Source organism: Sphingobium sp. GW821-FHT02B05 (genome assembly GCF_059421905.1).
The window spans coordinates 362,679-384,059 of record NZ_JBWKVW010000003.1 but is presented as its reverse complement, the minus strand read 5'-3'; the positions used below and the strand labels follow the sequence as shown (position 1 = coordinate 384,059).

At 64.3% G+C, this 21,381-nt stretch carries 20 protein-coding genes; 14 read left to right on the top strand and 6 right to left on the bottom strand.

The genetic code is table 11. The annotated features are described in order from the left end of the window. The first annotated feature begins 22 nt into the window (after nt 1–22). From AC07UX_RS14080 to AC07UX_RS14070, 3 genes are all read left to right on the top strand, one after another. Nucleotides 23–1,435 carry a purple acid phosphatase family protein gene (locus AC07UX_RS14080; RefSeq protein WP_495192650.1) on the top strand — a complete coding sequence of 471 codons (1,413 nt, stop codon included), beginning with the start codon at nt 23–25 and terminating at the stop codon, nt 1,433–1,435. Nucleotides 1,436–1,443: 8 nt separating this feature from the next. Beyond that, on the top strand, nt 1,444–2,517 hold the full coding sequence (locus AC07UX_RS14075; RefSeq protein ID WP_495192622.1) for a phytase: 1,074 nt from the start codon (nt 1,444–1,446) through the stop codon (nt 2,515–2,517). A gap of 71 nt (nt 2,518–2,588) precedes the next feature. Further along, nucleotides 2,589–3,908, top strand: coding sequence for an acetyl-CoA hydrolase/transferase family protein (locus AC07UX_RS14070; protein ID WP_495192621.1), 1,320 nt, complete (start codon nt 2,589–2,591; stop codon nt 3,906–3,908). Between the two features lie 39 nt (nt 3,909–3,947). Here AC07UX_RS14070 and AC07UX_RS14065 read toward each other — a convergent pair whose 3' ends face one another. Continuing rightward, nucleotides 3,948–6,599 carry a M1 family metallopeptidase gene (locus AC07UX_RS14065; RefSeq protein ID WP_495192620.1) on the bottom strand — a complete coding sequence of 884 codons (2,652 nt, stop codon included), beginning with the start codon at nt 6,597–6,599 and terminating at the stop codon, nt 3,948–3,950. 254 nt (nt 6,600–6,853) lie between these two features. Beyond that, a complete protein-coding gene (gene queF, locus AC07UX_RS14060) occupies nt 6,854–7,315 on the bottom strand; it encodes a preQ(1) synthase (RefSeq protein WP_495192619.1) in 462 nt (153 codons plus the stop codon). A gap of 88 nt (nt 7,316–7,403) precedes the next feature. On the opposite strand from queF, the gene AC07UX_RS14055 reads away from it, so the two are divergent. The 8 genes from AC07UX_RS14055 (at nt 7,404) to gmk (ending at nt 15,162) form a co-directional block, all read left to right on the top strand. Next, complete coding sequence (locus tag AC07UX_RS14055; RefSeq protein WP_495192618.1) at nt 7,404–8,705, top strand: hypothetical protein; 1,302 nt, start codon at nt 7,404–7,406, stop codon at nt 8,703–8,705. A gap of 102 nt (nt 8,706–8,807) precedes the next feature. Then, entirely contained in the window at nt 8,808–9,653 is an 846-nt protein-coding gene (gene sseA, locus AC07UX_RS14050) for a 3-mercaptopyruvate sulfurtransferase (RefSeq protein WP_495192617.1), read from the top strand. Next, nucleotides 9,650–10,870, top strand: a complete 1,221-nt coding sequence (gene metC, locus AC07UX_RS14045) for a cystathionine beta-lyase (RefSeq protein WP_495192616.1) — start codon at nt 9,650–9,652, stop codon at nt 10,868–10,870. Before sseA ends, metC begins: the two co-directional genes overlap by 4 nt. 271 nt (nt 10,871–11,141) lie before the next feature. Then, nucleotides 11,142–11,903 (top strand): TorF family putative porin, encoded by a 762-nt coding sequence (locus tag AC07UX_RS14040; protein WP_495192615.1) that lies wholly within the window; start codon nt 11,142–11,144, stop codon nt 11,901–11,903. A gap of 123 nt (nt 11,904–12,026) precedes the next feature. Further along, entirely contained in the window at nt 12,027–12,551 is a 525-nt protein-coding gene (locus AC07UX_RS14035) for a sterol desaturase family protein (RefSeq protein WP_495192614.1), read from the top strand. A gap of 86 nt (nt 12,552–12,637) precedes the next feature. Further along, complete coding sequence (fumC, locus tag AC07UX_RS14030; protein ID WP_495192613.1) at nt 12,638–14,023, top strand: class II fumarate hydratase; 1,386 nt, start codon at nt 12,638–12,640, stop codon at nt 14,021–14,023. Between the two features lie 49 nt (nt 14,024–14,072). Continuing rightward, the gene (locus AC07UX_RS14025) at nt 14,073–14,444 is read left to right on the top strand and encodes a hypothetical protein (protein ID WP_495192612.1); all 372 of its coding nucleotides are present in this window, start codon (nt 14,073–14,075) and stop codon (nt 14,442–14,444) included. 52 nt (nt 14,445–14,496) lie between these two features. Next, on the top strand, nt 14,497–15,162 hold the full coding sequence (gmk, locus tag AC07UX_RS14020; RefSeq protein WP_495192611.1) for a guanylate kinase: 666 nt from the start codon (nt 14,497–14,499) through the stop codon (nt 15,160–15,162). 49 nt (nt 15,163–15,211) lie between these two features. Here the strand turns inward: gmk and AC07UX_RS14015 are convergent, their stop codons facing one another. The 3 genes from AC07UX_RS14015 to AC07UX_RS14005 all read right to left on the bottom strand — a co-directional run bounded on the left by AC07UX_RS14015 (nt 15,212) and on the right by AC07UX_RS14005 (nt 18,625). Continuing rightward, a complete protein-coding gene (locus tag AC07UX_RS14015) occupies nt 15,212–16,264 on the bottom strand; it encodes a class I SAM-dependent methyltransferase (RefSeq protein WP_495192610.1) in 1,053 nt (350 codons plus the stop codon). Between the two features lies 1 nt (nt 16,265). Then, a complete protein-coding gene (lgt, locus tag AC07UX_RS14010; protein WP_495192609.1) occupies nt 16,266–17,132 on the bottom strand; it encodes a prolipoprotein diacylglyceryl transferase in 867 nt (288 codons plus the stop codon). Nucleotides 17,133–17,800: 668 nt separating this feature from the next. Further along, nucleotides 17,801–18,625, bottom strand: coding sequence for a cold-shock protein (locus AC07UX_RS14005; RefSeq protein ID WP_495192608.1), 825 nt, complete (start codon nt 18,623–18,625; stop codon nt 17,801–17,803). A gap of 279 nt (nt 18,626–18,904) precedes the next feature. On the opposite strand from AC07UX_RS14005, the gene AC07UX_RS14000 reads away from it, so the two are divergent. The 3 genes from AC07UX_RS14000 to AC07UX_RS13990 are packed head-to-tail and all read left to right on the top strand — an operon-like array spanning nt 18,905 to nt 20,763. Then, a complete protein-coding gene (locus AC07UX_RS14000) occupies nt 18,905–19,522 on the top strand; it encodes a ribonuclease D (protein WP_120251713.1) in 618 nt (205 codons plus the stop codon). Nucleotides 19,523–19,537: 15 nt separating this feature from the next. Beyond that, nucleotides 19,538–20,185 (top strand): LPS export ABC transporter periplasmic protein LptC, encoded by a 648-nt coding sequence (locus AC07UX_RS13995; RefSeq protein WP_495192607.1) that lies wholly within the window; start codon nt 19,538–19,540, stop codon nt 20,183–20,185. Continuing rightward, a complete protein-coding gene (locus AC07UX_RS13990; RefSeq protein WP_495192606.1) occupies nt 20,185–20,763 on the top strand; it encodes an LptA/OstA family protein in 579 nt (192 codons plus the stop codon). Before AC07UX_RS13995 ends, AC07UX_RS13990 begins: the two co-directional genes overlap by 1 nt. A 173-nt stretch (nt 20,764–20,936) precedes the next feature. Here AC07UX_RS13990 and AC07UX_RS13985 read toward each other — a convergent pair whose 3' ends face one another. Beyond that, entirely contained in the window at nt 20,937–21,365 is a 429-nt protein-coding gene (locus AC07UX_RS13985; RefSeq protein ID WP_495192605.1) for a protein tyrosine phosphatase family protein, read from the bottom strand. Between the last annotated feature and the right edge of the window lie 16 nt (nt 21,366–21,381).

Below are 21,381 nucleotides of genomic sequence, written 5' to 3'. Positions count from 1 at the left end.
GTCTGGTTTTAAGGAGGCCATGATGGTCCGACTATCCATCGCCATGCTTCTGATGGCGACCGCCGCTCCACTGGCGGCGCAAAATGCCGCGCAGTCGCCCATCCCCCGCTCGGCCGGCACGCCCTATGCGGCGCGCACCCTGCCCGATCGCATCATGCTGACGCCCGCCGCCGATCCGTCGCGCGGCATGGCTGTCGCCTACCGGACAGACGCGGTACAGACCGCCAGCCAGGCGCAGATCGCCATTTCGGTCGACGGCCCGACGCTGGAGGAAAAGGCGGCGACCGTGACCGGCCCCGCCGGCGTGGCGAAGGACAGCGCCAACGGCCCGGCCCTTTATCACCAGATCCGCTTCGACAATCTGACCCCCGACACCGTCTATGCCTATCGGCTGAAGGGCAGCGCGGGCTGGAGCGAATGGCTGCAATTCCGCACCGCATCGGCGCAGGCCAAGCCGTTCCGCTTCCTTTATCTGGGCGATATCCAGAACGGCATATTGACCTATGCCAGCCGCGTCATCCGTCAGGCCTTCCACGCCAATGGGGGGATCGAACTGGTCGCCCATGCCGGCGATCTCGCCGCGCAGCGCGACGATCTGGACCATGATGACGAATGGGGCGAATTCAACCAGGCGGGTGGTTATAACTGGTCGATCGTTCCGCAACTGCCCGCCACCGGCAATCATGAATATGTCGATGTGACGCTGTCCAACGGCCAGGAAAGCCGCCAGCTCGGCCCCTATTTCCCGTTGCAATTCGCGCTGCCGGACAATGGCGTGCCGGGCCTGAAAACCACCTATTATGTCGATTATCAAGGCGTGCGCTTCATCATTCTTGACGGCACGTCGGCGATTGATCTTGGCACCATGGCCCAGCAAACCGCATGGCTGGACGCCACTCTTTCGTCCAGCAAGGCGAAGTGGAATGTCGTGCTGTTCCACCAGCCCGTCTTCACCTGCGCCCGGCCGCAAGACACGGCGGAGGTGAAGGCCGCATGGAAGCCGGTGTTCGACAAGCGCAAGGTCGATCTGGTGCTACAGGGCCATGACCATTGCTACAGCCGCCTGACCTCCGAAGCCGGACGTGACGCCTCCGTACAGGCGCGCAAGGACGGCGCGATCCAGGGGCCGGTCTATCTCGTCTCCGTCACCGGGGCCAAAATGTACGGCCTCAACGACCGCGCCCGTACCCAACCGGACAAGACCGCCGAAGCCACCGAACTTTATCAGGTCGTGGACGTGGATGGCGATCGCCTGAAATTCCGCACCTTCACCGCATCGGGCAAGCTGTATGACGGCTTCGACCTGGAAAAGCGGGCGGATGGCAATCACCTGATCGACACCAGCGAACCCACCATCGCCGTGCGCACTTGTATAGTTTCTGGCACCGGCACTATCGGCCCGGACGGCGGCAAATGCGTCGCGCGCGGCAAATGAGGATCAGCATGATGAAGCGTTTCGCCCTTTCCCTGACCAGCCTGCTGGCGCTTTCCGCTTGCGCCACCGCAGAACAGGAAGCGCCGGTTGCCGTCCGCATCGCCAATGCCACGCCGGCCGTGACCGTCACTGCGCGCGGCGAAACGACGCCGGTCGGCACCCCCAATGCCGACGCGGCGGACGATCCGGCCATCTGGCGCAACGCCGCCAACCCTGCGCAAAGCCTGATCGTGGGTACCGACAAGAAGGCCGGCCTTTATGTCTATGGCCTGGACGGAAAGACGCGCGACTTCCTCGACGCCGGCCGGGTGAACAATGTCGACCTGCGTGATGGTGTCAGCATCAACGGCGGTAATGGCATCCTCATCGTCGCCAGCGACCGCAACGACGTGGCGAACGCCAAGCTGGCGCTGTTCCGCCTCGACCCCGCCAACGCAAAGATCAGCGCCCTGGGCAAGGTCGATGCCGGCAAGGGCGAGGCCTACGGCATCTGCCTGTATCAGGCCGCTGAAGCGACCTATGCCTTCATCGTGCTGAAGGATGGGACGGTCAATCAGGTCGCGCTCGACGCATCGGGCGCGGTGCCGACGGGCAGGATCGTCCGCACGATGAAGCTTGGCACCCAGTCGGAAGGCTGCGCCGTGGATGATCGCACCGGCATCCTCTACGTGGCGGAGGAAGATGTCGGCCTGTGGCGCTTCGACGCCCACGCGACCGGCGCCACCACGCCCACGAAGATCGCAGCGGCGGACGGCAAGAATCTGGTCATGGATGCCGAAGGCGTAGCCATCGCCCCCATCGGCGAGAAGGACGGCTATGTTCTCGTCTCCAGCCAGGGCGACAATGCCTATGTCGCCTACCGGATCAGCGACGACTCCTATGTCGGTCGGTTCCGCGTGGTCGACGGGGCCATCGGCGGATCGGAGGAAACCGACGGTATCGAACTGATGCTCGGCGATTTCGGCCCGGCTTATCCCGGCGGCCTCTTCATCGCGCAGGACGGCCACAATGCCGCGGCGGCCCAGAATTTCAAGCTGGTCGCCTGGGGCGATATCGCGAAGGCATTGGGCCTGCCGCAATAATGTCCCACTAATGGTGGATTGCCCTCTCCGCGCCATCGGGCGACAAGGCTGGAAAGAGCCAGGGAGAGGGCATGACCGTCAAGGCAATCTACGACGCGAAGCGGATGACGGCGGATCAGGCGATCGCCCTGATCCCCCACGGGGCAAGGATCGCCACTGGCCTGGCCGTCAGTTTCCCACCCGCCCTGGTGGCCGCGATCGCCGATCGGGTCCGCGCAGGCGACCTGCATGATGCCAGCATCTACACCATGCTGCCGCCCGCAGCCTCGGCCGCGCCGATTCTGTCCCCCGACCTTGCCGACCGCATCCGCCATGTCAGCCTGTTCCATGGCGGGATAGAGCGCGCCAGCGACGTCGCCCGCCTGGAAGGCGACGGGCCGCTTATCGACGTGCTGCCGGTCCAATTCCACCAGATACCACGCATGCTGAGCGAGTATATCGGGGTCGATACGTTCATTACCACCGTATCCAACATGGACGCCAATGGCTGTTTCAGCCTGGGTACCGACGCTGACTATGCGCTGGCCGTTGCGCGCAGTGGCGCGCGGCTGATCGTGGAGGTGAACCCGGCCATGCCCTATGTCCATGGCGACTGCATGATCCATGTGTCGGACGTCGCGGCGCTGATCGAAAACCATGTCCCGCTCTGTCAGGTGCCGGCCCTTCCCCGCAATGCGACCGACGATGCGATCGGCGCGATCATCGCAGATATGGTGGAGGATGGCGCCTGCCTGCAAATGGGGATCGGCGCAGTGCCCGACGCGGTCTGCGCCGCGCTGATGGGGCACAAGCATCTGGGCATCCATACCGAATTGCTCACCCCCGGCCTCGTCGGCCTGATCCGTGCGGGCGTGGTCGACAACAGGGCCAAGGCGCTGCATCCGGGCAAGTCGGTCTTCACCTTTGCCATGGGCGACCAGTCGCTCTACGACTTCATCCATGATAATGTGGCCGTTGCCGCGCATCCGGTCGAACATGTAAACGCCCCCCATATCATCGCGCAGAACGATCGCGTGCTGTCCGTCAATGCAACGATCCAGATGGACCTGAGCGGCGCGTGCAATTCCGAATATATGAACGGACGCCAATATAGCGGCACCGGTGGCCAGCTGGATTTCGTGCGCGGCGCCTATGCGTCGAAGGGCGGCCGGTCGATCATCGCCTGCCACTCGACCGCAGCCAAGGGCACGATATCGCGCATCGTCCCCTGGCTCGATGGACCGGTGACGACACCCCGCACCGATACGCATATCGTCGTCACCGAATTTGGCTGGGCCGACATGAAGGGCAAGTCGCTGGCCGAGCGCGCCCGCGCCCTCATCGCCATCGCCCATCCCGATTTTCGCGAGGATCTGGAACGCGCCGCCTGCGAACGGCGCCTGTTGGCCTGAAGCAGGAAGGGCGGCCTTGCGAGCCGCCCTTCCCCTTGCTTATTTCTTCGCGAACCATGCCGCCGTCGGCGCCTTCAGCCGACCGCGCGTCTCGATCCGCGTCTTGATAGCGGCGATGGAGCGGTCCACCACCTTGCGCGATTCCGGCGTCAGATATTGGGTCGCATAGGCGTCCAGCTTCGTCACCATCGCCGGATCGGCCGATCCGCCACCCAGTCGTGCGAGCGCCTGGCTGCGCGCCGACACGTCGATCAGCGCCTCATATTGCGCCTTGTGCGCCAGCACATAATCGACCGCCTGCATCGGATGCGCTGCGCCCACCTGACTGATGATCGCGGCACTGGTGGTCTTGCCCGGCTCGTCGGTCAAAGCCAGATCGAGCGCCTGGCTGGTCAGCTTTTCATCCTTCGCCTTGCCCAGCAAGGCATAGACAGTGCTTTTCTCCAGGTCGCTCTTCGCACCCTTGGCCATGGCACGCAGCTTGTCCCATGTCGCCTGATCGGCATTTTCAGCGATGATGCCCAGCCACACATTGCGCAGCGGCCCGTCCAGCGCCGCGGGGTTGCTCGCCAAAGCGGCAAAGCGCTTGTTGGCTTCGGCCACCACCGCCTTGTCGCCCATGCTGCCCAGCGTGGACACGAGGCTGGTGCGCAATACCGGCACCTGCGGCCCTTCTCCAACCTTGGCATCATAGCCGATCCCGGCCAACGCAGGGCTAAGCTTTTTGCTGGCATAGGCCGCGACCTTCGACCGCCCGACGGCATCCCCCTCCAGCATGTCATAGCTGCTCTTGAGATAGGAGGGCACTTCGGCCAGCACGGCGGGGCTGCCATTGGCCGGCACCGCATCCACCAGATCGAGCGCCAGCCCGATCGGCTGATATCCGCCCAGCGCAAGCTGGAAATTATCCGCCATCAGGCCGGTCTGGTCGATGCTCGCAAGACTGCCAAAGCCCTTGGCCAGCGCCTTCACATTCTCGGCCGGATAGAGCGAGCGATAATAGCCCGTCTGGCCCGCATTGATGACATAGGCGCCGCAACCCGGCAGCGTGATCTGCCCCTTGCCAACGGTCAGGATCAGGCGCTGCGCTTCCCCGCCGGTCGTCTGCGCCTTCACCGGCACGTTCCAGCTTTGCGGCGCCTTGTTCTTGGCATCGCGGCTATATTCGCCTTGGCTCAGCGTCAGCAACATGTTGCCGCCCTGGCACTGGGCACTCTCCACCTTGACCAGCGGAATGCCGGGCTTGCTGGTAAAATCATGCGCGATGCTGACCAGCCCCTTGGCGCCAGCCCCCTCGACCGCTTTCCACAGGTCGTCGGTGACGGTGTTCCCATAGGCATGGGCCTTCATGTAGGACTGGATGCCCGCCTTCCACACATCCTCGCCGGCATAGCCTTCCAGCATGGTGATGACGGCTTCGCCCTTTTGATAGGTGATGGCGTCGAACGCCTGATTCACTTCATCCACCGTATGGATTTTCTGCACGACCGGGTGCGTGGTCTTGAGCGCGTCAAGGCTCATCGCCCGTTCGCGCCCATCGACGCGCGACAGCAAGGTTTCCCATTCCGGGTTCAGCTTGTCCGTCACCTTGGTCGCCATCCAGCTGGCGAAGCCTTCGTTCAGCCACAGATCGTCCCACCAAGCCATGGTGACGAGATCGCCGAACCACTGGTGCGCCATTTCATGCGCCGCGACTTCGTAGATGGTCCGCTTGGTTTCTTCCGAGGTGAAGCGCGGATCGACCAGCAACGTACGCTCGAAGGTGAAGATCGCGCCCCAATTTTCCATGGCGCTGAAAAACTGGCTCTGGCCCGGCCCGGCGACGTTGTCGAGCTTGGGCAGCGGGAAGGGTACGCCGAAATAGTCGTTATAATAGGGCAGGATCGCCGCCGAAGCGTCCAGCGCCAGCTGCGCCTTCCCGGTATTGCCCTTGCCGGTGATGACGCCGACTTCGGTATTGCCGGCCATCTTGGTCGCGCGATCCAGTTCGCCCAGGCCGAAGAAGAGCAGATAGGACGACATTTTGGGGCTGGTGCCGAACGTCACCAGCTTCTTGCCACCGCCCAGATCCTTGCTCGCCTTGACCGGCATATTGCCGACCGCCAGCTGGTCCGCCGGAACCACGGCGGAGAGGTCGAAGGTCGCCTTGTAGCTCGGCTCGTCGAAGCTCGGCACGAAGCGACGGGCATCGGGCGCTTCGAACTGGGTGAAGAGCGCGCGCTTCGCGGCGCCTGCGTTGTCGGTATAGTCCAGCGCGAACAGGCCGTTGGCCTGCTGGTTGATGATGCCGGCATAGGCGACGTCCAGCTTGTAGCTGCCCGGCGCGATCGGCTTGCCGAAATCGAAGCTGACGGTCTGCGCGTTGGCATCGACCTTCGCCGTGCCGGTAATGGCCTTGCCCTTGGCGGGGGTCAGGGTGACGGCGGAGACGCTGAGGTCTGCGGCGTTCAGCACCAGTGCGGGGAGCGCGGTCGCGACGGTAAGGTCGATCGTCACCTTGCCGGTGAACTTCAGCTTCGCCGCGTCGGGCGTCACTTCGATCGCATAATGGCTAGGCGCCGCGCCGCGCGGCAACTGGGTCGTGATCCCGGCGGCGGGGCCGGCAGGCGCGGCCGGCTGAGCCAGTGCGGGCGTCGCCAATGCGACCGGGGCGGCCGCGATCAGCAGCGGCAGGATTTTCTTGAAGGACATAGGGTTTCAGACTCCGACACGTCTTGAAAGCGACATGAGATAATATCACGCGCTCCATGAACGTCGGATCGGCCGTTTGGCTGCGCGGGTCAAGTGAACTCTCCGCAAGCCTATGTCGTTCGTCGAACCCTGTCAGCCGTTCGTCAGCCAGAAAGAAGCATCGTCCCTATCCCCATTCGCTTCGAGCGAAGTCGAGAAGCGGCCAGAAATGCGCTTCCCATTTCTCGACACGCTCGAAACGAACGGATGCCCGCTTATCCCCGCCCGCGGTAGCCCGGTACATCCTGCGCCGGCAGCCACAGGCCGGCGGGCGGTGCGTCCGACTGCCAGAAGACGTCGATCGGAATCCCCCCCCGCGGATACCAATAGCCGCCGATGCGCAGCCAGATCGGCTTCATCTCGTCGAACAGGCGCTGGCCGATGCCCACGGTGCAGTCCTCATGGAAGGCGGCATGGTTGCGGAAGCTGCCCAGGAACAGCTTCAGCGACTTGGATTCGACGATCGTCTCGGCCGGGGCATAGTCGATCACCAGATGGGCAAAGTCGGGCTGCCCCGTCACCGGGCACAGCGAGGTGAATTCCGGCGCGGTGAAGCGTACCAGATAGGGTTTGCCGGGACGCGGATTGGGCACATAATCCAGCACGGCCTGTTCGGGGCTGGCGGGCAGCGCACTGGTCTGACCCAGATGCAGCGGAGTCGTGGAAAGGTCGGTCATGACCGGCCATCTACGCCATCGCACGGCTGATGTCAGCCTTTCGCATTGTTCACTTGCGGTTCAGCCATTCTTGTGCCTTGGCTGGGCCATGGGGTTTCATATTCGTCCGTTGCTTCTCGCCGCGCCGCTGATGGTGGCTGCGCCCGTTCACGCCCAGCAGGCCGACGCGCCGGCCGGTGGTTTTCAGCTGCCGTCGGCAGGGTCCGCACCGACGCCCAATAGCAGCCAGCAAGGCCCCGAACTCAACGTCTATCGCGATCCGGTGACGCCCCGGGCCACTCAGCCGGCGACGCCGCCGGTCGTCGCGCCCACGGTCACGCCATCGCCCGCAACGGTGCAACCTGTGCCGCAGCCCAGCCGTCCACGCCCAGCACCGGCCACGACGCAGACAACGCCCCCGGCCGAACCGCGTGCCACCCGTCCAGTCGATCGCCCGACACCCACGCCGCCATCAGCCCAGACGCGCCCTGCGGTCCCTACACCGGCCCCGGCTGAACCGACGCCGACCGACGCGGCCAATGCCAGCGCCAACAGCAGCGCGCCTGCTACCCCACCGGCCCAGCCGCTCCCGGCTCCGGCTGCCAATCCGGTGGAAAATCCCGCCGACAAACCAGCCGCTACCGTTACAGGGGACGAGGAAGGCATCAGCCTGCCTTGGATCATCGCCGGTGCGGTCGCGGTGCTGGTGCTGGTGGCGGGCCTCGTCCTGTTGCGTCGCCGGCGGCCAGCCGCCTTGCGAGAAGAATCGACCGCCACCCGGCCGAGGCCGGTCGCTCCGCCGCCGGCTGCACCGGCTCCGGCCCCCGAACCCGCCGACACCCTGCACGTCCCTGCAACCGCCCCTGCTACCGCTCCTGCAATCGCGGCCGACCGCCCCTGGCTGGACATGGACATGGCTGTGGGTCAGGCCCGCTATTCGCTGATGGGCGTGACGATCAGCTATGCGTTGATCCTGCACAATCGCGGCGACCGCCCGGCGCAGGATGTGCTGGTGCGCGGCATGATCGGCAATGGCGGCGCGCAGCAACAGGCGGTGCTACAAGGCTTTTTTACCGGACAGGACGGTCTGCCGCTGCACAGCGCCGTCGCGATCCAGCCTGGCGAGACGATCCAGCTGAATGGCGAACTGCGCCTGGCGACCGACGAAATCGTGCCGGTCGAAATGGGCCAGCGCAGCCTGCTCATCCCGCTGGCCGCCTTCGACGCTGCCTATCGCTGGGACGGGGAGGCAGGCGATGCGGTGGGTCAGGGGCGCACCGCCCGCGCCTTCATCGTCGGACAGGAACAGGAACCGCCGGCCGCCCGGCTGGCGCCGCTGCGCCTCGATCAGGGGCCACGCCAATATCGCCGCCCCGCCGCCCGCGCCGCAGCCGAACTCACCCCGGCTTGAATCAGACGCAAGGGTCGACGATCCACTGGCTCTTGTCGAAACGCCACGCTTTCTTCAAAGACCTGGCAGGGCAATAGGCAGGACATGGCCAAAGGAAACCGCATGACCATCTTCGTTTCTACCGACTGGCTTGCGACCGAACTGGGCGCGCGCGACCTCATCATTCTGGACGCTACACTTTTCCTGCCGGGTACGCCGCGCGACGCCCGCACCGAATTTGAGGCCGCCCATATTCCAGGTGCCGCTTTTCTCGATCTCGATACGCTGGCCGACCCATCCGATCCCGCACCCCACGCCTTGCCGACCGATGACCTGATGACGCAGCGGCTCCAGACCCTGGGCGTCAATGCCGACAGCCGCGTCGTCCTGTACGACAATAGCCCGATCCGCAGCGCCGCGCGCGCATGGTGGATGATGCGTCTTTATGGCGTCGGCAGCTTTGCCGCGATCCTGGATGGCGGCCTGCCCAAATGGCTGGCGGAAGGACGCATTACGGAAGGTGGCGCCACCACGCCGCCCCGCGGCAATGTCGTCGCCCGCATCGACCGTATGCAGGTTCGCAGCAAGGCCGATCTTCTCGCCAATCTGGACAGCGGCGAGGCGCAGGTGCTGGATGCGCGCGGCGCCGGCCGCTTCACCGGCACGGAAGCCGAACCGCGCCCCGGCATGGCATCGGGCCATATTCCCGGTTCGCGCAACCTGCCCTATGCGGCCCTCTTCACCGCCGAAAACAGCCTCAAATCGGATGAGGAGCTGCGTGCGCTTTATGAAGATGCGGGCATCGACCTTAGCCGGCCGATCATAACAACCTGCGGCAGCGGCGTGACCGCGGCCATCTTGCTCGCCGGGCTGGAACGGATCGGCAAGACCGACGTCAGCCTGTATGACGGCAGCTGGTCCGAATGGGGCTTCGACCCTGCGACACCCAAAGCGACAGGCCCAGCATGAGTGAAACCGATAATCGCAGGCCGCTGACCAAATTGGCGCAGGCGGGGCGCAAGCCGGAATGGACCGGCATGCCGGGGCAACCTGGCGGTATCGTCAACCCGCCGGTCTGGCGCGCCTCCACCATCCTTTATGACGATGTCGCCCATCTGCGCAAAGCGGCGGGCAGCAGTACGCATGAACGCCTCTTCTACGGGCGGAAAGGCACGCCGACCGCCTGGTCGCTCGCCGACGCACTCACCGATATGGAGCCCGGGGCGGAGGGCACGATGCTCTTCCCTTCGGGCGTCGCGGCAATCGCCTGCGCGCTGATGGCGGTGCTAAGGCCCGGCGACCGGCTGCTGATGGTCGATAGTGCCTACGACCCGACCCGCAACTTTTGCGAGCAGATGCTGCGCCCTTATGGCGTCGATACCATCTATTACGACCCGACGGACATGCCGGCACTCGCCGCCCATATGGCCGACGGCCCGGTCCGTGCGATCTTCCTGGAAAGCCCTGGAAGCCTGACTTTCGAGGTGCAGGATGTGCCCGCCATCGCCGCCTGGGCGAAAGCGAACGACATCGTCACCCTGCTCGACAACACCTGGGCTACGCCACTCTATTTCCCGGCGATCGGCCATGGGGTGGATATATCCATCCTTGCCTGCACCAAATACATCGTCGGCCATAGCGACGTGATGATGGGCAGCGCGACGGCCAATGCCGACTGGTTCGGCAAGATTCGCCAGACCGCCTATCTGTTCGGCCAGATGGTCAGCCCCGACGATGCGTGGCTGGCCTCACGCGGCCTGCGCACTTTGGGCGTCCGCCTGCAACAGCATCAGGACAGCGCGCTCGCCATCGCGCTCTGGCTGAAGGATCAACCCGACGTCGCCCGTGTCCTCCACCCTGCACTCCCCGACTGTCCTGGCCATGCGCTCTGGCAACGGGACTTTGGCGGCTCTACCGGCCTGTTCAGCTTCATCCTGAAGGGCGGCGACGAAGCCGCCCGTGCCGCGCTTATCGACGGCCTGGTCCATTTCGGCATCGGTTATAGCTGGGGCGGGTTCGAAAGCCTGGCCCTGCCCGTCGATCCGGCCCGTTACCGCAGCGCCACACAATGGGAAGCGCAAGGCCCGGCCATCCGCCTCCATATTGGCCTTGAAGACGCGGCCGACCTCATCGCCGATCTCGACGCCGGCCTCGCCCGCTTCCGCGCCGTCCGCGACGCAGCATAGGGCGGTGGGGCCAGCCGCCCCACCGTCGATCGCCTGTCTGTGCTTCGACAGCATGACAGGCTAAAGCCGATCGACTCGCTGACATTTTGTTGCAGTCTAGCAACATTACAGAAGCAAAAGACATCATGTGGCAATAATTTCTTGTGCGCCGCAGCGCGTGGAGGCACATCGAAGGCGTTGAGGCAGCCGGCCCATCCCGAGCGGGGGAAGCAAAGAGGCAGGCGCCTGGACGCAGGCGGGACGATCGCAGACCACCATCAAGGGGAATCCCATGCGTAAGTCCATCATCGGCCTCTCGGCCCCCATTTTTTCGGCCATCGCTCTTGTCAGCGCTCTCGTCGCCACGCCGGCCATGGCCCAGGACGAGCCTACGCCAGAGATCACCGTCACCGGCAATGCAGCCGTCGTGACCGACTATCGCTTCCGCGGCATTTCGCAGACCAACAAGAAAATCGCGCTTCAGGGCGGCATTACCGTCAGCCACGCTTCGGGCTTCTATGCCTCGATCTGGGGCAGCTCGATCGACGAATATGTCGCGGCCGGATCGGATCAGGAACTCGACCTGATCGGCGGCTATTCGACCACTGTCGGCGCCGCCACGATCGACGTTGGCGTGCTCTATTATTATTATCCGGGCAATGCCGGCCAGAACACCGACTTTGTCGAGCCTTATGCATCGGTCAAGGGCACGTTCGGCCCCGCCACCGCCAAGGTGACCGTCAACTACGCCCCCAAGGCGAAGGCGCTGAGCGTCGGCAATGGCAAGGAAGACAGCCTCTATGTCGGCGGCGACCTGTCGGCGTCGGTCCCCAACACGCCGATCGGTGTGTCGGCGCATCTGGGCCATAGCTTTGGCCCCAGCTACCTGACCATCGGCGATGAATATACCGACTGGAATATCGGCGCGACCTATACCTGGAATCACCTGACCTTCGGCGTGTCCTATGTCGATACCGACAAATCCTCCTACACGGCGGCAGGCCATAATATCAGCAAGGCCGGGGTGGTGGGATCGCTGACCGCGTCCTTCTGATCCCATATCCTTTCGGGGTGAACCGGGCCGCGATCTCGCATGGGATCGCGGCCCTTTTTGCATCTGACATTCCGGGCCATTACGGGGTCGCCACCCCGCCCCGTCCGCCCTATATAGGCGCGCATGTCGCCCATCATCCTCCTCCTCCTGCTCTTCATCGCCACGGTCGCCGTGATGGAGGGGTTCGCCTATGTCATGCATCGCTGGGTGATGCATGGTCCCGGCTGGTTCCTGCATGCCAGCCATCATCGGCCCCGGACCGGCTTTTTCGAGGCGAACGACCTCTATTTCGTGATCTTTGCCCTGCCCTCCATCCTGCTGCTGCTGGGCGGGGTGCAATGGGGTTGGGGCGATTGGGCGACGGTGGTGGGCGCTGGCGTCGCCGCCTATGGCGCCATCTATCTGGGCTTTCATGACATCATCGTGCACCAGCGGATTGCCCATCGCTATGTCGCCCGCTCGCGCTACATGAAGCGGATCGTGCAGGCGCACCGGCTGCACCATGCGGTGGAGACGAAGGGCGGCACGGTGAGCTTCGGCTTTCTGGTGGCGCCCCATCCCACCGACCTGAAACGTACGCTGGCAGAGCGCGGCCGCAACGGCATCCGCGCTGCCAAAGGGCGGGAGGACGCACAGGCAGAAGGATAATCGGCGCGATCAAGCCTTGGATTTCCATCGCTTCTCCCTACATGGGACTGAGTTTGCGACCGATTCTTAACTGGGAGTCCTTCTGAATGTCCGCTACCCGTATCGAGACCGACAGCATCGGCGCCATCGACGTGCCGGCCGATGCCTATTGGGGCGCACAGACGCAGCGCAGCATCGAAAATTTCCCCTTCGGCGATACGGAACGCATGCCGATCGGCATCGTCCACGCACAGGCGATCGTGAAGCAGGCGGCAGCGCGGGTGAACGGCAAGCATGGGCTGGACGGCAAGATCGTCGCCGCGATCGAGGACGCGGCGCAGACCATCGTGTCGGGCAAGCTGGACGACCAGTTCCCCCTCGTCATCTGGCAGACCGGGTCGGGCACGCAAACCAACATGAACGTCAATGAGGTGATCGCCGGCTTCGCCAACGATCGTCTTGCCGGCACGCGCGGCGGCAAGAGCCCGGTGCATCCCAACGACCATGTAAATATGAGCCAGTCGTCCAACGACAGCTTCCCGACCGCGCTGCATGTCGCGACCGTGCTGGCGACCCGCGACCGGTTGATCCCCGCATTGGAAAAGCTGACGGGGGCGCTGACCGCGAAGGCGGAAAGCTGGCGCCACATCGTCAAGATCGGCCGCACCCATACGCAGGATGCGACGCCGTTGACGCTGGGACAGGAATTTTCCGGCTATGCCGCGCAACTGATCAGCGGCCGGGCGCGGGTCGAGGGTGCGCTCAATGGCAATATCCGCAAGCTGGCGATCGGGGGCACGGCGGTCGGCACCGGCCTGAACGCACCCGATGGGTGGGCGCAGGATATGGTCGCGGCGATCAGCGATATCGCCGGCACGGATTTCGAAAGCGCGCCCAACAAGTTCGAGCAACTGGCGGCCAAGGATGGCCTCGTCTTCTTCTCCGGCGCGCTCAACACATTGGCCGTGTCGCTGACCAAGATCGCCAACGACATCCGTTTCCTGGGTTCGGGACCGCGATCGGGGCTGGGCGAACTGGACCTGCCGGCCAATGAACCGGGAAGCTCGATCATGCCGGGCAAGGTCAACCCGACCCAATGCGAATCGTTGACCATGGTGGCGGCGCAGGTAATCGGCAATCATCAGGCCGTGACCGTCGGCGGCATGCAGGGGCATTTCGAGTTGAACGTGTTCATGCCGCTGATCGGCGCCAATGTCTTGCGCTCCATCCATCTGCTCAGCGTCGGCATGGAGAGTTTTGCAGATCGCTGCGTCGACGGGCTGGTCGCCAACGAGGCGCGGATTGCCGAACTGGTCGACCGGTCGCTGATGCTGGTGACCGCGCTGGCCCCGGAAATCGGTTATGACAATGCCGCCGCCATCGCCAAACATGCGCACAAAAAAGGGCAGACGCTGAAGGAAGCCGGCCTGGAGTTGGGCCTGGTGGACGAAGCGACCTTCGACCGGCTGGTACGCCCAGAAAATATGGTCTGATCCAGATCAACATGGCGGAACCGGCGGGGCTGCGGTACATTAATCCTCTATGAAGAGGAAAGCCCCGTCCCCCGCCATTCGGCCAGCCGCACCGCTGGTGACGATCCGTCCGCCGAAAAAAGCCGGGCTGCTGCGAAAGGCGGCGCGTGTCGGGGCCACTGTGGTCGCCGCGCGGGTCGCCGCTGCGACCGGCAAGAAGGGTGTGGTCGGCCTGATCGCCGGCGCCGGGGCCAAACGCATCATCATGCGCTATCCTGCCGGCGCGCTGTTCGTGACCGGCGCCTATATGGCCGGCAAATTGTACGAGGCGAAGCGCGAGGCGGAACGCAAGAAGGCGATCAAGCTGTTGCCAGACAAGAGCAACGAGCCAGTCCCGCAGGCCCCCATCCCGATCGAGAGCGCCCGCAAGGTCCAGGGATAGCGCCGGGGCATAGCCCTCTTGCAAAAAAGCGTCGGCGGAGGCACTAGCGGCCATGGCCGACAGCATCCCCACCGATACTCCCGACTTCAAGCGCCGCGGCGTGCTTTTCGTACTGTCCTCGCCCTCTGGCGCGGGCAAGTCCACCATCGCGCGCAAGCTGCTGGCCGCCGAAACCGACCTGTCCATGTCGGTATCCGCGACGACGCGGCCGATGCGGCCCGGCGAAATCGACGGCAAGGATTATCATTTCGTCGATCTGGAAGCGTTTCGCCGGATGACGGCGGATCATGAATTTCTGGAATGGGCGCATGTGTTCGGCCAGCGTTACGGCACGCCGCGCGCGCCCGTGGAAGCGATGCTGAAGTCCGGCAAGGACGTCTTGTTCGACATCGATTGGCAGGGCGCGCAGCAGCTGCATCAGATTGCCGGTGGCGACGTCGTGCGCATCTTCATCCTGCCGCCGTCGATGGAGGAGCTGGAGCGTCGCCTGCGCGGGCGCGCGACCGACAGCAACGAAGTGATCGAAGGGCGCATGGCGCGTGCCGCCGGCGAGATCGCGCATTGGGACGGCTATGACTATGTGCTGTGCAATGTCGATGCGGAGGCCTGTTTCCAGCAGGTCAGGACCATCCTGCACGCCGAACGGATGAAGCGCAGCCGCCAGACCGGCCTGATTGGCTTCATCCGCAAGCTCGGCCGTTATCATCAGGAAGACTGAGCGCGTTGCCATGTCCCGTCCGTGCGCCTGAAATACACGAATAGGACAGTTATTTTTCGAACCCCGCAGGATCGGCCCAGTCCGGGTGCGTCCAGGCCATCGCCTTGAACAAGGTCCCCATCTCCGCCTCGTCGGTCAGGCGATGGCGGGCGGTTTCCACTTCGGCGGCGCGCGCCGGGGCGGTGGCGGCAAGCTGGGCGGCGCGGGCGTCTATGCCCAATTGTTGCAGGAAGGCGCCCTGCCCCACGGCCCCATGGACACGAAGCCCCGCCTGACGCGCCATATTGCCCAGCACGGTGAAATCGACATGGGTGGTCAAATCCACTTCGCCAGGATCGGCGAAGGGGTCGGCGAACTGGTGCGCCTTCACCGCTTGCAGCGTGTCGCCCAGCGCCGGGCCTTCATAGCCATAGTCGATCAGGATGGCGGCGCCGCCCTGCTTGGCGATGCGGTGGGCCAGCGCATAGGCGATGCCCGCTCCCACGATCGGCGATTCGATGATTGCCCCCTCCGGCGCGTCGCTGGCGAAGGCGGGGAGGCCCGATTCGATCCGGCGATAACCGGGGACGGCAAGGAAACGCCCCTCCTCATCGCGGCTGACGACGACCCGCTCGCGCCATTCGTCACCGACGCGGATGCACTGGCGCACCGGGAGCGCGTCGAAAAATTCATTGGCGACCACCAGCAGCGGGCCGTTGTCGGGCAGATCGTCTATCGTATCGTGGTGGACGACAGGGGGCAGCAGCGCCCGTTGCCGATCGCGCAGGGTCGGGCTGGTTTCGACCAGATGCAGCCTGGGCGCCAGATCGGCGCGTTCCATGGCGCGCAACGCATCGGATGCCAGCGTGCCGCGGCCCGGCCCCAGCTCGACATAGGTGGGGTCGGCACGGCGGCCCGATCGCATCCAGACGTCGGCCAGCGCCAATCCTACCAGTTCGCCGAACATCTGGCTGATTTCCGGCGCAGTGGTGAAATCGCCGTCCGCCCCCAAGGGATCGCGGGTCGCGTAATAATGCTGGTTCGCCTCACCGATATAGTGGGCGACCGAGATCGGGCCGCCTGAGGCGATCTGGCCGGCGAGGCGCCGGGCCAGAGGGGGCATGTCAGCCGACACTGGCACTGCCGGCCACCGGTTCGACGCGCAGACGGCGGCCCTTGGCCGTGACGATCAGGTAGAGGCCACCCAGGATCATCGGCAGGCAGAGCCACTGGCCCATATGCAGGCCGGTGCGTGCGGCGAACTCCATCAACTGGGCGTCGGCTTCGCGAAAATATTCCACGGCGAAGCGGAAACAGCCATAGCCAAAGACGAAGATGCCCACGAGCATCCCCGGCTTGTAGCGTGCCCTGGTCTTCCAGAAGGCGAAGGCGAGGATGAGAAACAGGACCACGCCTTCCAGCGCGGCTTCGTACAGCTGGCTGGGGTGGCGGGCGAAGGGACCGCCTGTGGGAAAGATGATCGCCCAAGGCACGTCGGTTTCCTTGCCCCACAATTCGCCGTTCACGAAATTGGCGAGGCGGCCGAAGAACAGGCCGAAGGGCACGACGCAGGCGACATAGTCATGGATACGCAGCCAGCTGAGCTTTTCCTTCCACGCCATGTAGAGAATGCCGAGCGACACGCCGACCGCGCCGCCATGGAAGGACATGCCGCCATTCCATAATTTGAAGATATCCAGCGGATGGGCGAGGATTTCAGGCTGGTAGAAAATCACATAGGCCAGCCGCCCGCCGATGATGATGCCCAGCGTCGCGTAGAAGATCATGTCGTCGGCATGGCGCCGCGCCATCGGCGATCCGGGCTGATCGACCAGCTTGAGCAGATACCAATAGCCGATCAGGATGCCGGCCAGATAGGCGAGGCTGTACCATTTGAGCGTGAAGAAGCCCAGGTTCAGGGCCACGGGGTTCAGCCCCAGATCTTCAAAGCGAATGGCGCCCGAAGCGGCGGCGGCGATATCCAGGATCAAAATGGCGTCCTCTTGGGAATTGGAGTGCGGACATAGAACAAGCGCGCGGCAAGATGAAGGGGAAGCTGCGAACGGGACGCGGATTTGGCGCAGAAGGCGGCCGAATAGGTCACTGGTCGAAGTTCACACCGTCGCACGGCCTTTTCGGCCGGAAGCGCTCGCGAGGCTTTCGCGACGCGCGCACAAGGCTTCCGCGACGCATCACCTCCTACATGGTCAGGGTCACATCGGCGCGACACATATGCGCCTGTGTTTGGGCTGGGGAAAGCCGATGGGCCGTTGGAGAGCGAAGGCTTCATTGCGCAGGATAGATCAGAGAATATCCTACATTGGAAGCAGAACGGATGCGCACAGCCGGGCAGGTTGCTGACAATATCGGTTATCTGGTGGCCAATCTGCACCCAATAATCGTGATCCCAACCCAGATTGGAATCTTGGGCGGCGGAAGGAGGCCAGCCGTTTGGCGCCCTCCGTTTACGCGGCGCATCCATGCCTGAGAGCAAGCCTGCGCAGGGATGACGGGATGTTTCGCGCGTTCGCCCTGAAAGCAGATCGTCGCCTAATCCAATCCGCCCCATATTCCCCGCAACAGCCCAATGCAAAAGGGGCCGCCTTTGCAGGCAGCCCCTTTCATCCTCTCCCTGAAAACAGGGATGATCCGTCCGGCCTTATTCGGCCTTCGACTGGAGGTTCACCGCAGCATATTTGCCGCGACGATCGACTTCCAGTTCGAAGTCGAGGCGGTCGCCTTCATTCAGGGCACCCATGCCGGCGCGTTCGACGGCGCTGATGTGGACGAAGGCGTCGGGCTGGCCATCGTCGCGCTGGATGAAGCCGAAGCCCTTCATGGCGTTGAAGAACTTCACGGTGCCGCTGGAGCGCTCACCGGTCAGCTGACGCTGCGGACCACGATCGGGCGCACCACCAAAGCCACCGGCGCGCGGTTCGCGTGCTTCACGCGGCGGGCCGCGATCGGTGACGGGGAGCGGTTCGCCGTCGATGACCAGATCGGTCGCCGACACCTTGCCACCGCGATCGACCAGCGTGAAGCCAAGCGGCTGACCTTCGGCCAGACCGGTCAGGCCGGCCTGTTCGACGGCACTGATATGCACGAACACGTCTTCGCCGCCATCGTCACGAACGATGAAGCCGAAACCCTTCTGGCCGTTGAAGAACTTTACAACGCCCTTACCTTCGCCGACGACCTGGGCAGGCATGCCGCGGCCACCGCCGCCGCCACCGCCGAAACCACCGCCGCCGCCGCCAAAGCCGCCGCGACCACCGCCGCCGCCAAAGCCGCCGCGATCACCACCGCCAAAACCGCCACGATCGCCGCCGAAGCCACCGCCGCCGCCGCCGAAGCGGTCACCGCCGAAGCCACCACCGCCGCCGCCGAAGCCGCCACGATCGCCACCACCGTAGAAGTTGTCGTCGCCGAAACCGTCGCGCTTATCCTTGCCGCGCCCGCCGCGGCGACCTCTATCAAAACTCATGCCCTGTTAGTCACTTTCGCTTCGCCCCAAAGACAATCGGACAAACATGTCGGGCGAATGACATGCAGAATCCACCGCAAAGGCGGGTTTGGGAATCACTATATCAATTTTTCAGGGCAGCGCGAATGATTTTCACTGTTGTGGTCATGTTCCGTTCCAATAACGGAAAATTGCGCAATGTTCCACCGCTCGGCGCAGGAACGCTACGCTTGGCCGCAGCTTTCGCCACGGTAAAAGGGCCGATTGCGGTCGAACCGGTTTCGCCATAGAGGGGAAGCCATGACCGTGTATTTCCATGAAGAAGATTTGCCCGCCGGCGTGCTTGCCGCCGGCCCGATCGCCATCGACACCGAAACGATGGGCCTCATCACGCCGCGCGACCGCCTGTGCGTGGTCCAGATCAGCGATGGCAAGGGCGACGAGCATCTCGTCCGCTTCAACCCCGGCAGCGATTATGCCGCGCCGAACCTGAAGGCGGTGCTGGCCGATCCGGAACGGCTGAAACTCTATCATTTCGGCCGGTTCGATATCGCCGCGATCAAACATTATCTGGGCGTCGTGGCTGCGCCTGTCTATTGCACCAAGATCGCGTCGCGCCTGATCCGTACCTATACCGACCGCCACGGCCTGAAGGAACTGGTCCGCGAATTGCTGGGCCAGGACATCAGCAAGCAGCAGCAGTCGAGCGATTGGGGCGGCCCGGTCCTGTCCGACGCGCAGAAGGATTATGCGGCGTCCGACGTACGCTATCTGCATGCGCTCAAGGCCGAACTGGACAAGCGCCTGATCCGCGAAGGGCGGATGGAACTGGCCCAGGCCTGTTTCGATTTCCTGCCGCATCGGGCCGAACTCGATCTGGCAGGCTGGCCGGAAATCGACATTTTCGCGCATATGTAAGGGAGCAGACGCTTCGTGTCCGTCCAGGCCGATCAGCAACGCGACGTGCGCCGCCACTGGGCGCGGCCGGGGGGCAGCCACGACCGTCTGGTCGGGCTGCTCAAAAACTGGCTGCCGGTCGCGGTCGGCGTGCTGGCGGCGTTGCTGGCGACCGCGCCCTTCACCGGCGGCGACAAGGTCAGCTTCGTACTCGACAAGAACAAGGTCGAAGTGGCGAAGGACAGGATGCGGCTGACCGAGGCGCTGTATCGGGGCGAGGACAGCAAGGGCCAGCCCTTCTCGCTGCGCGCCGGATCGGCCGTGCAGAAAAGCTCACGCGAGCCGATCGTCGATCTCAACACCCTGTCCGCGCGCATCCTGTTGTCGGATGGCCCGGCCGTGCTGACGGCGCAAAAGGGCCGGTACGACATGGAGACGGAGCGAGTCGGCATCCAGGGACCGGTGCAGTTCGAGGCATCGGGCGGATATCGGCTGACCACCCGCGACGTCGGCGTGGACCTCAAGACCCGGCGCTTGAAGAGCGCGGGCCGGGTCGACGGCCGTATCCCGATCGGCACGTTCAGCGGCGATCATCTGGAAGCGGACATGAACGCGCGCACCGTGACATTGAATGGCCGGGCAAGCTTGCGCATCGAGCAAAATGGTCTCAAAGGGCGAAACTGATGAAACGCACCCTGATCCTGCTGTCGTCCGCCCTTGCGGGTACCGCCGCGCTGATGCTCGCCGGTGCCGATACGCCATCATTTGCGCAGGTGTTCAAGAATCACGACAGCAATGCCCCGGTCAATTTCAACGCCGACCGGATCGAGGTGCAGGATCGCGCCGACCGCGTCGTCGTGTCGGGCAATGTCGTGGTGACGCAGGCCGGCATGACGCTGAACGCCGCGCGCATGACCGTGGCCTATAACAACCAGCCGGGCGGCGGCACCGGCACGGACGGCATCCAGATCAACCGGATCGATGCGTCGGGCAATGTCGTGGTGAACAAGGCGGACCAGACCGCGCGCGGCAATGTCGCCATCTACGATCTCAACAGCAAGCTCATCACCATGCTGGGCAACGTCACGCTGACGCAGGGGGCGAACAAGCTGACCGGCGGGCGGCTGGTGATGGACCTCAACAGCGGTCGATCGACGGTGGACGGCCGGTCGTCGGGTGGCGGCGGCGCCGGCACCGGCACCGCGACCAGCCCAAGCGGCCGCGTATCGGGTACCTTCACGGTTCCGCAACGCAAGAATTGAGGCGGTGCGCCGGTCAGGCGCCTGCCACTTCTCATGACCGAAGGAAGCGGGATCCCGGATCAAGTCCGGGATGACGTGTAGGTGTGCTTCTGATCACGGCATGATGAAGACTATCCACATGATGCGTTCCGGGGAACGCATGACCATGGGTTCATATCAATGCGTGTTGAGACTTACTGGCCGGCCAGCGCGTCCATGATCTGGCGCACGGGGGCGATGTCGTAGCCGGCGGCGGCGGCCTGGGCGGCCAGCACATCCCCATTCTCGCCGGCGCGGGCGCGGGTCAGCGCCCAGAGCAAAGTACTGCGCGTGCCGGAACGGCAGTAAGCGAGCAGCTTGCCATCACCCGCCTGTTCCAGCGCCTGCGCCATGCCGTCCAGCTGCCAGGGGGCAAAGCCGCCATGGGCGACCGGCACGGCCAGATAAGCGATGCCCGCCGCCTGCGCCGCTGCCTCGATCGCAGCGCCGTTGACCTGACCCGGCTCTTCATCATCGGGCCGATTGTTGATGATGAGGGTCACGCCCTGCGCCTTCGCCTCACCGACCTGCTCGACGCTGATCTGCGGGGATACCAGGATGCGGTCGGTCAGCTTGCGGAACATGGGCTTCTCCTTTTGC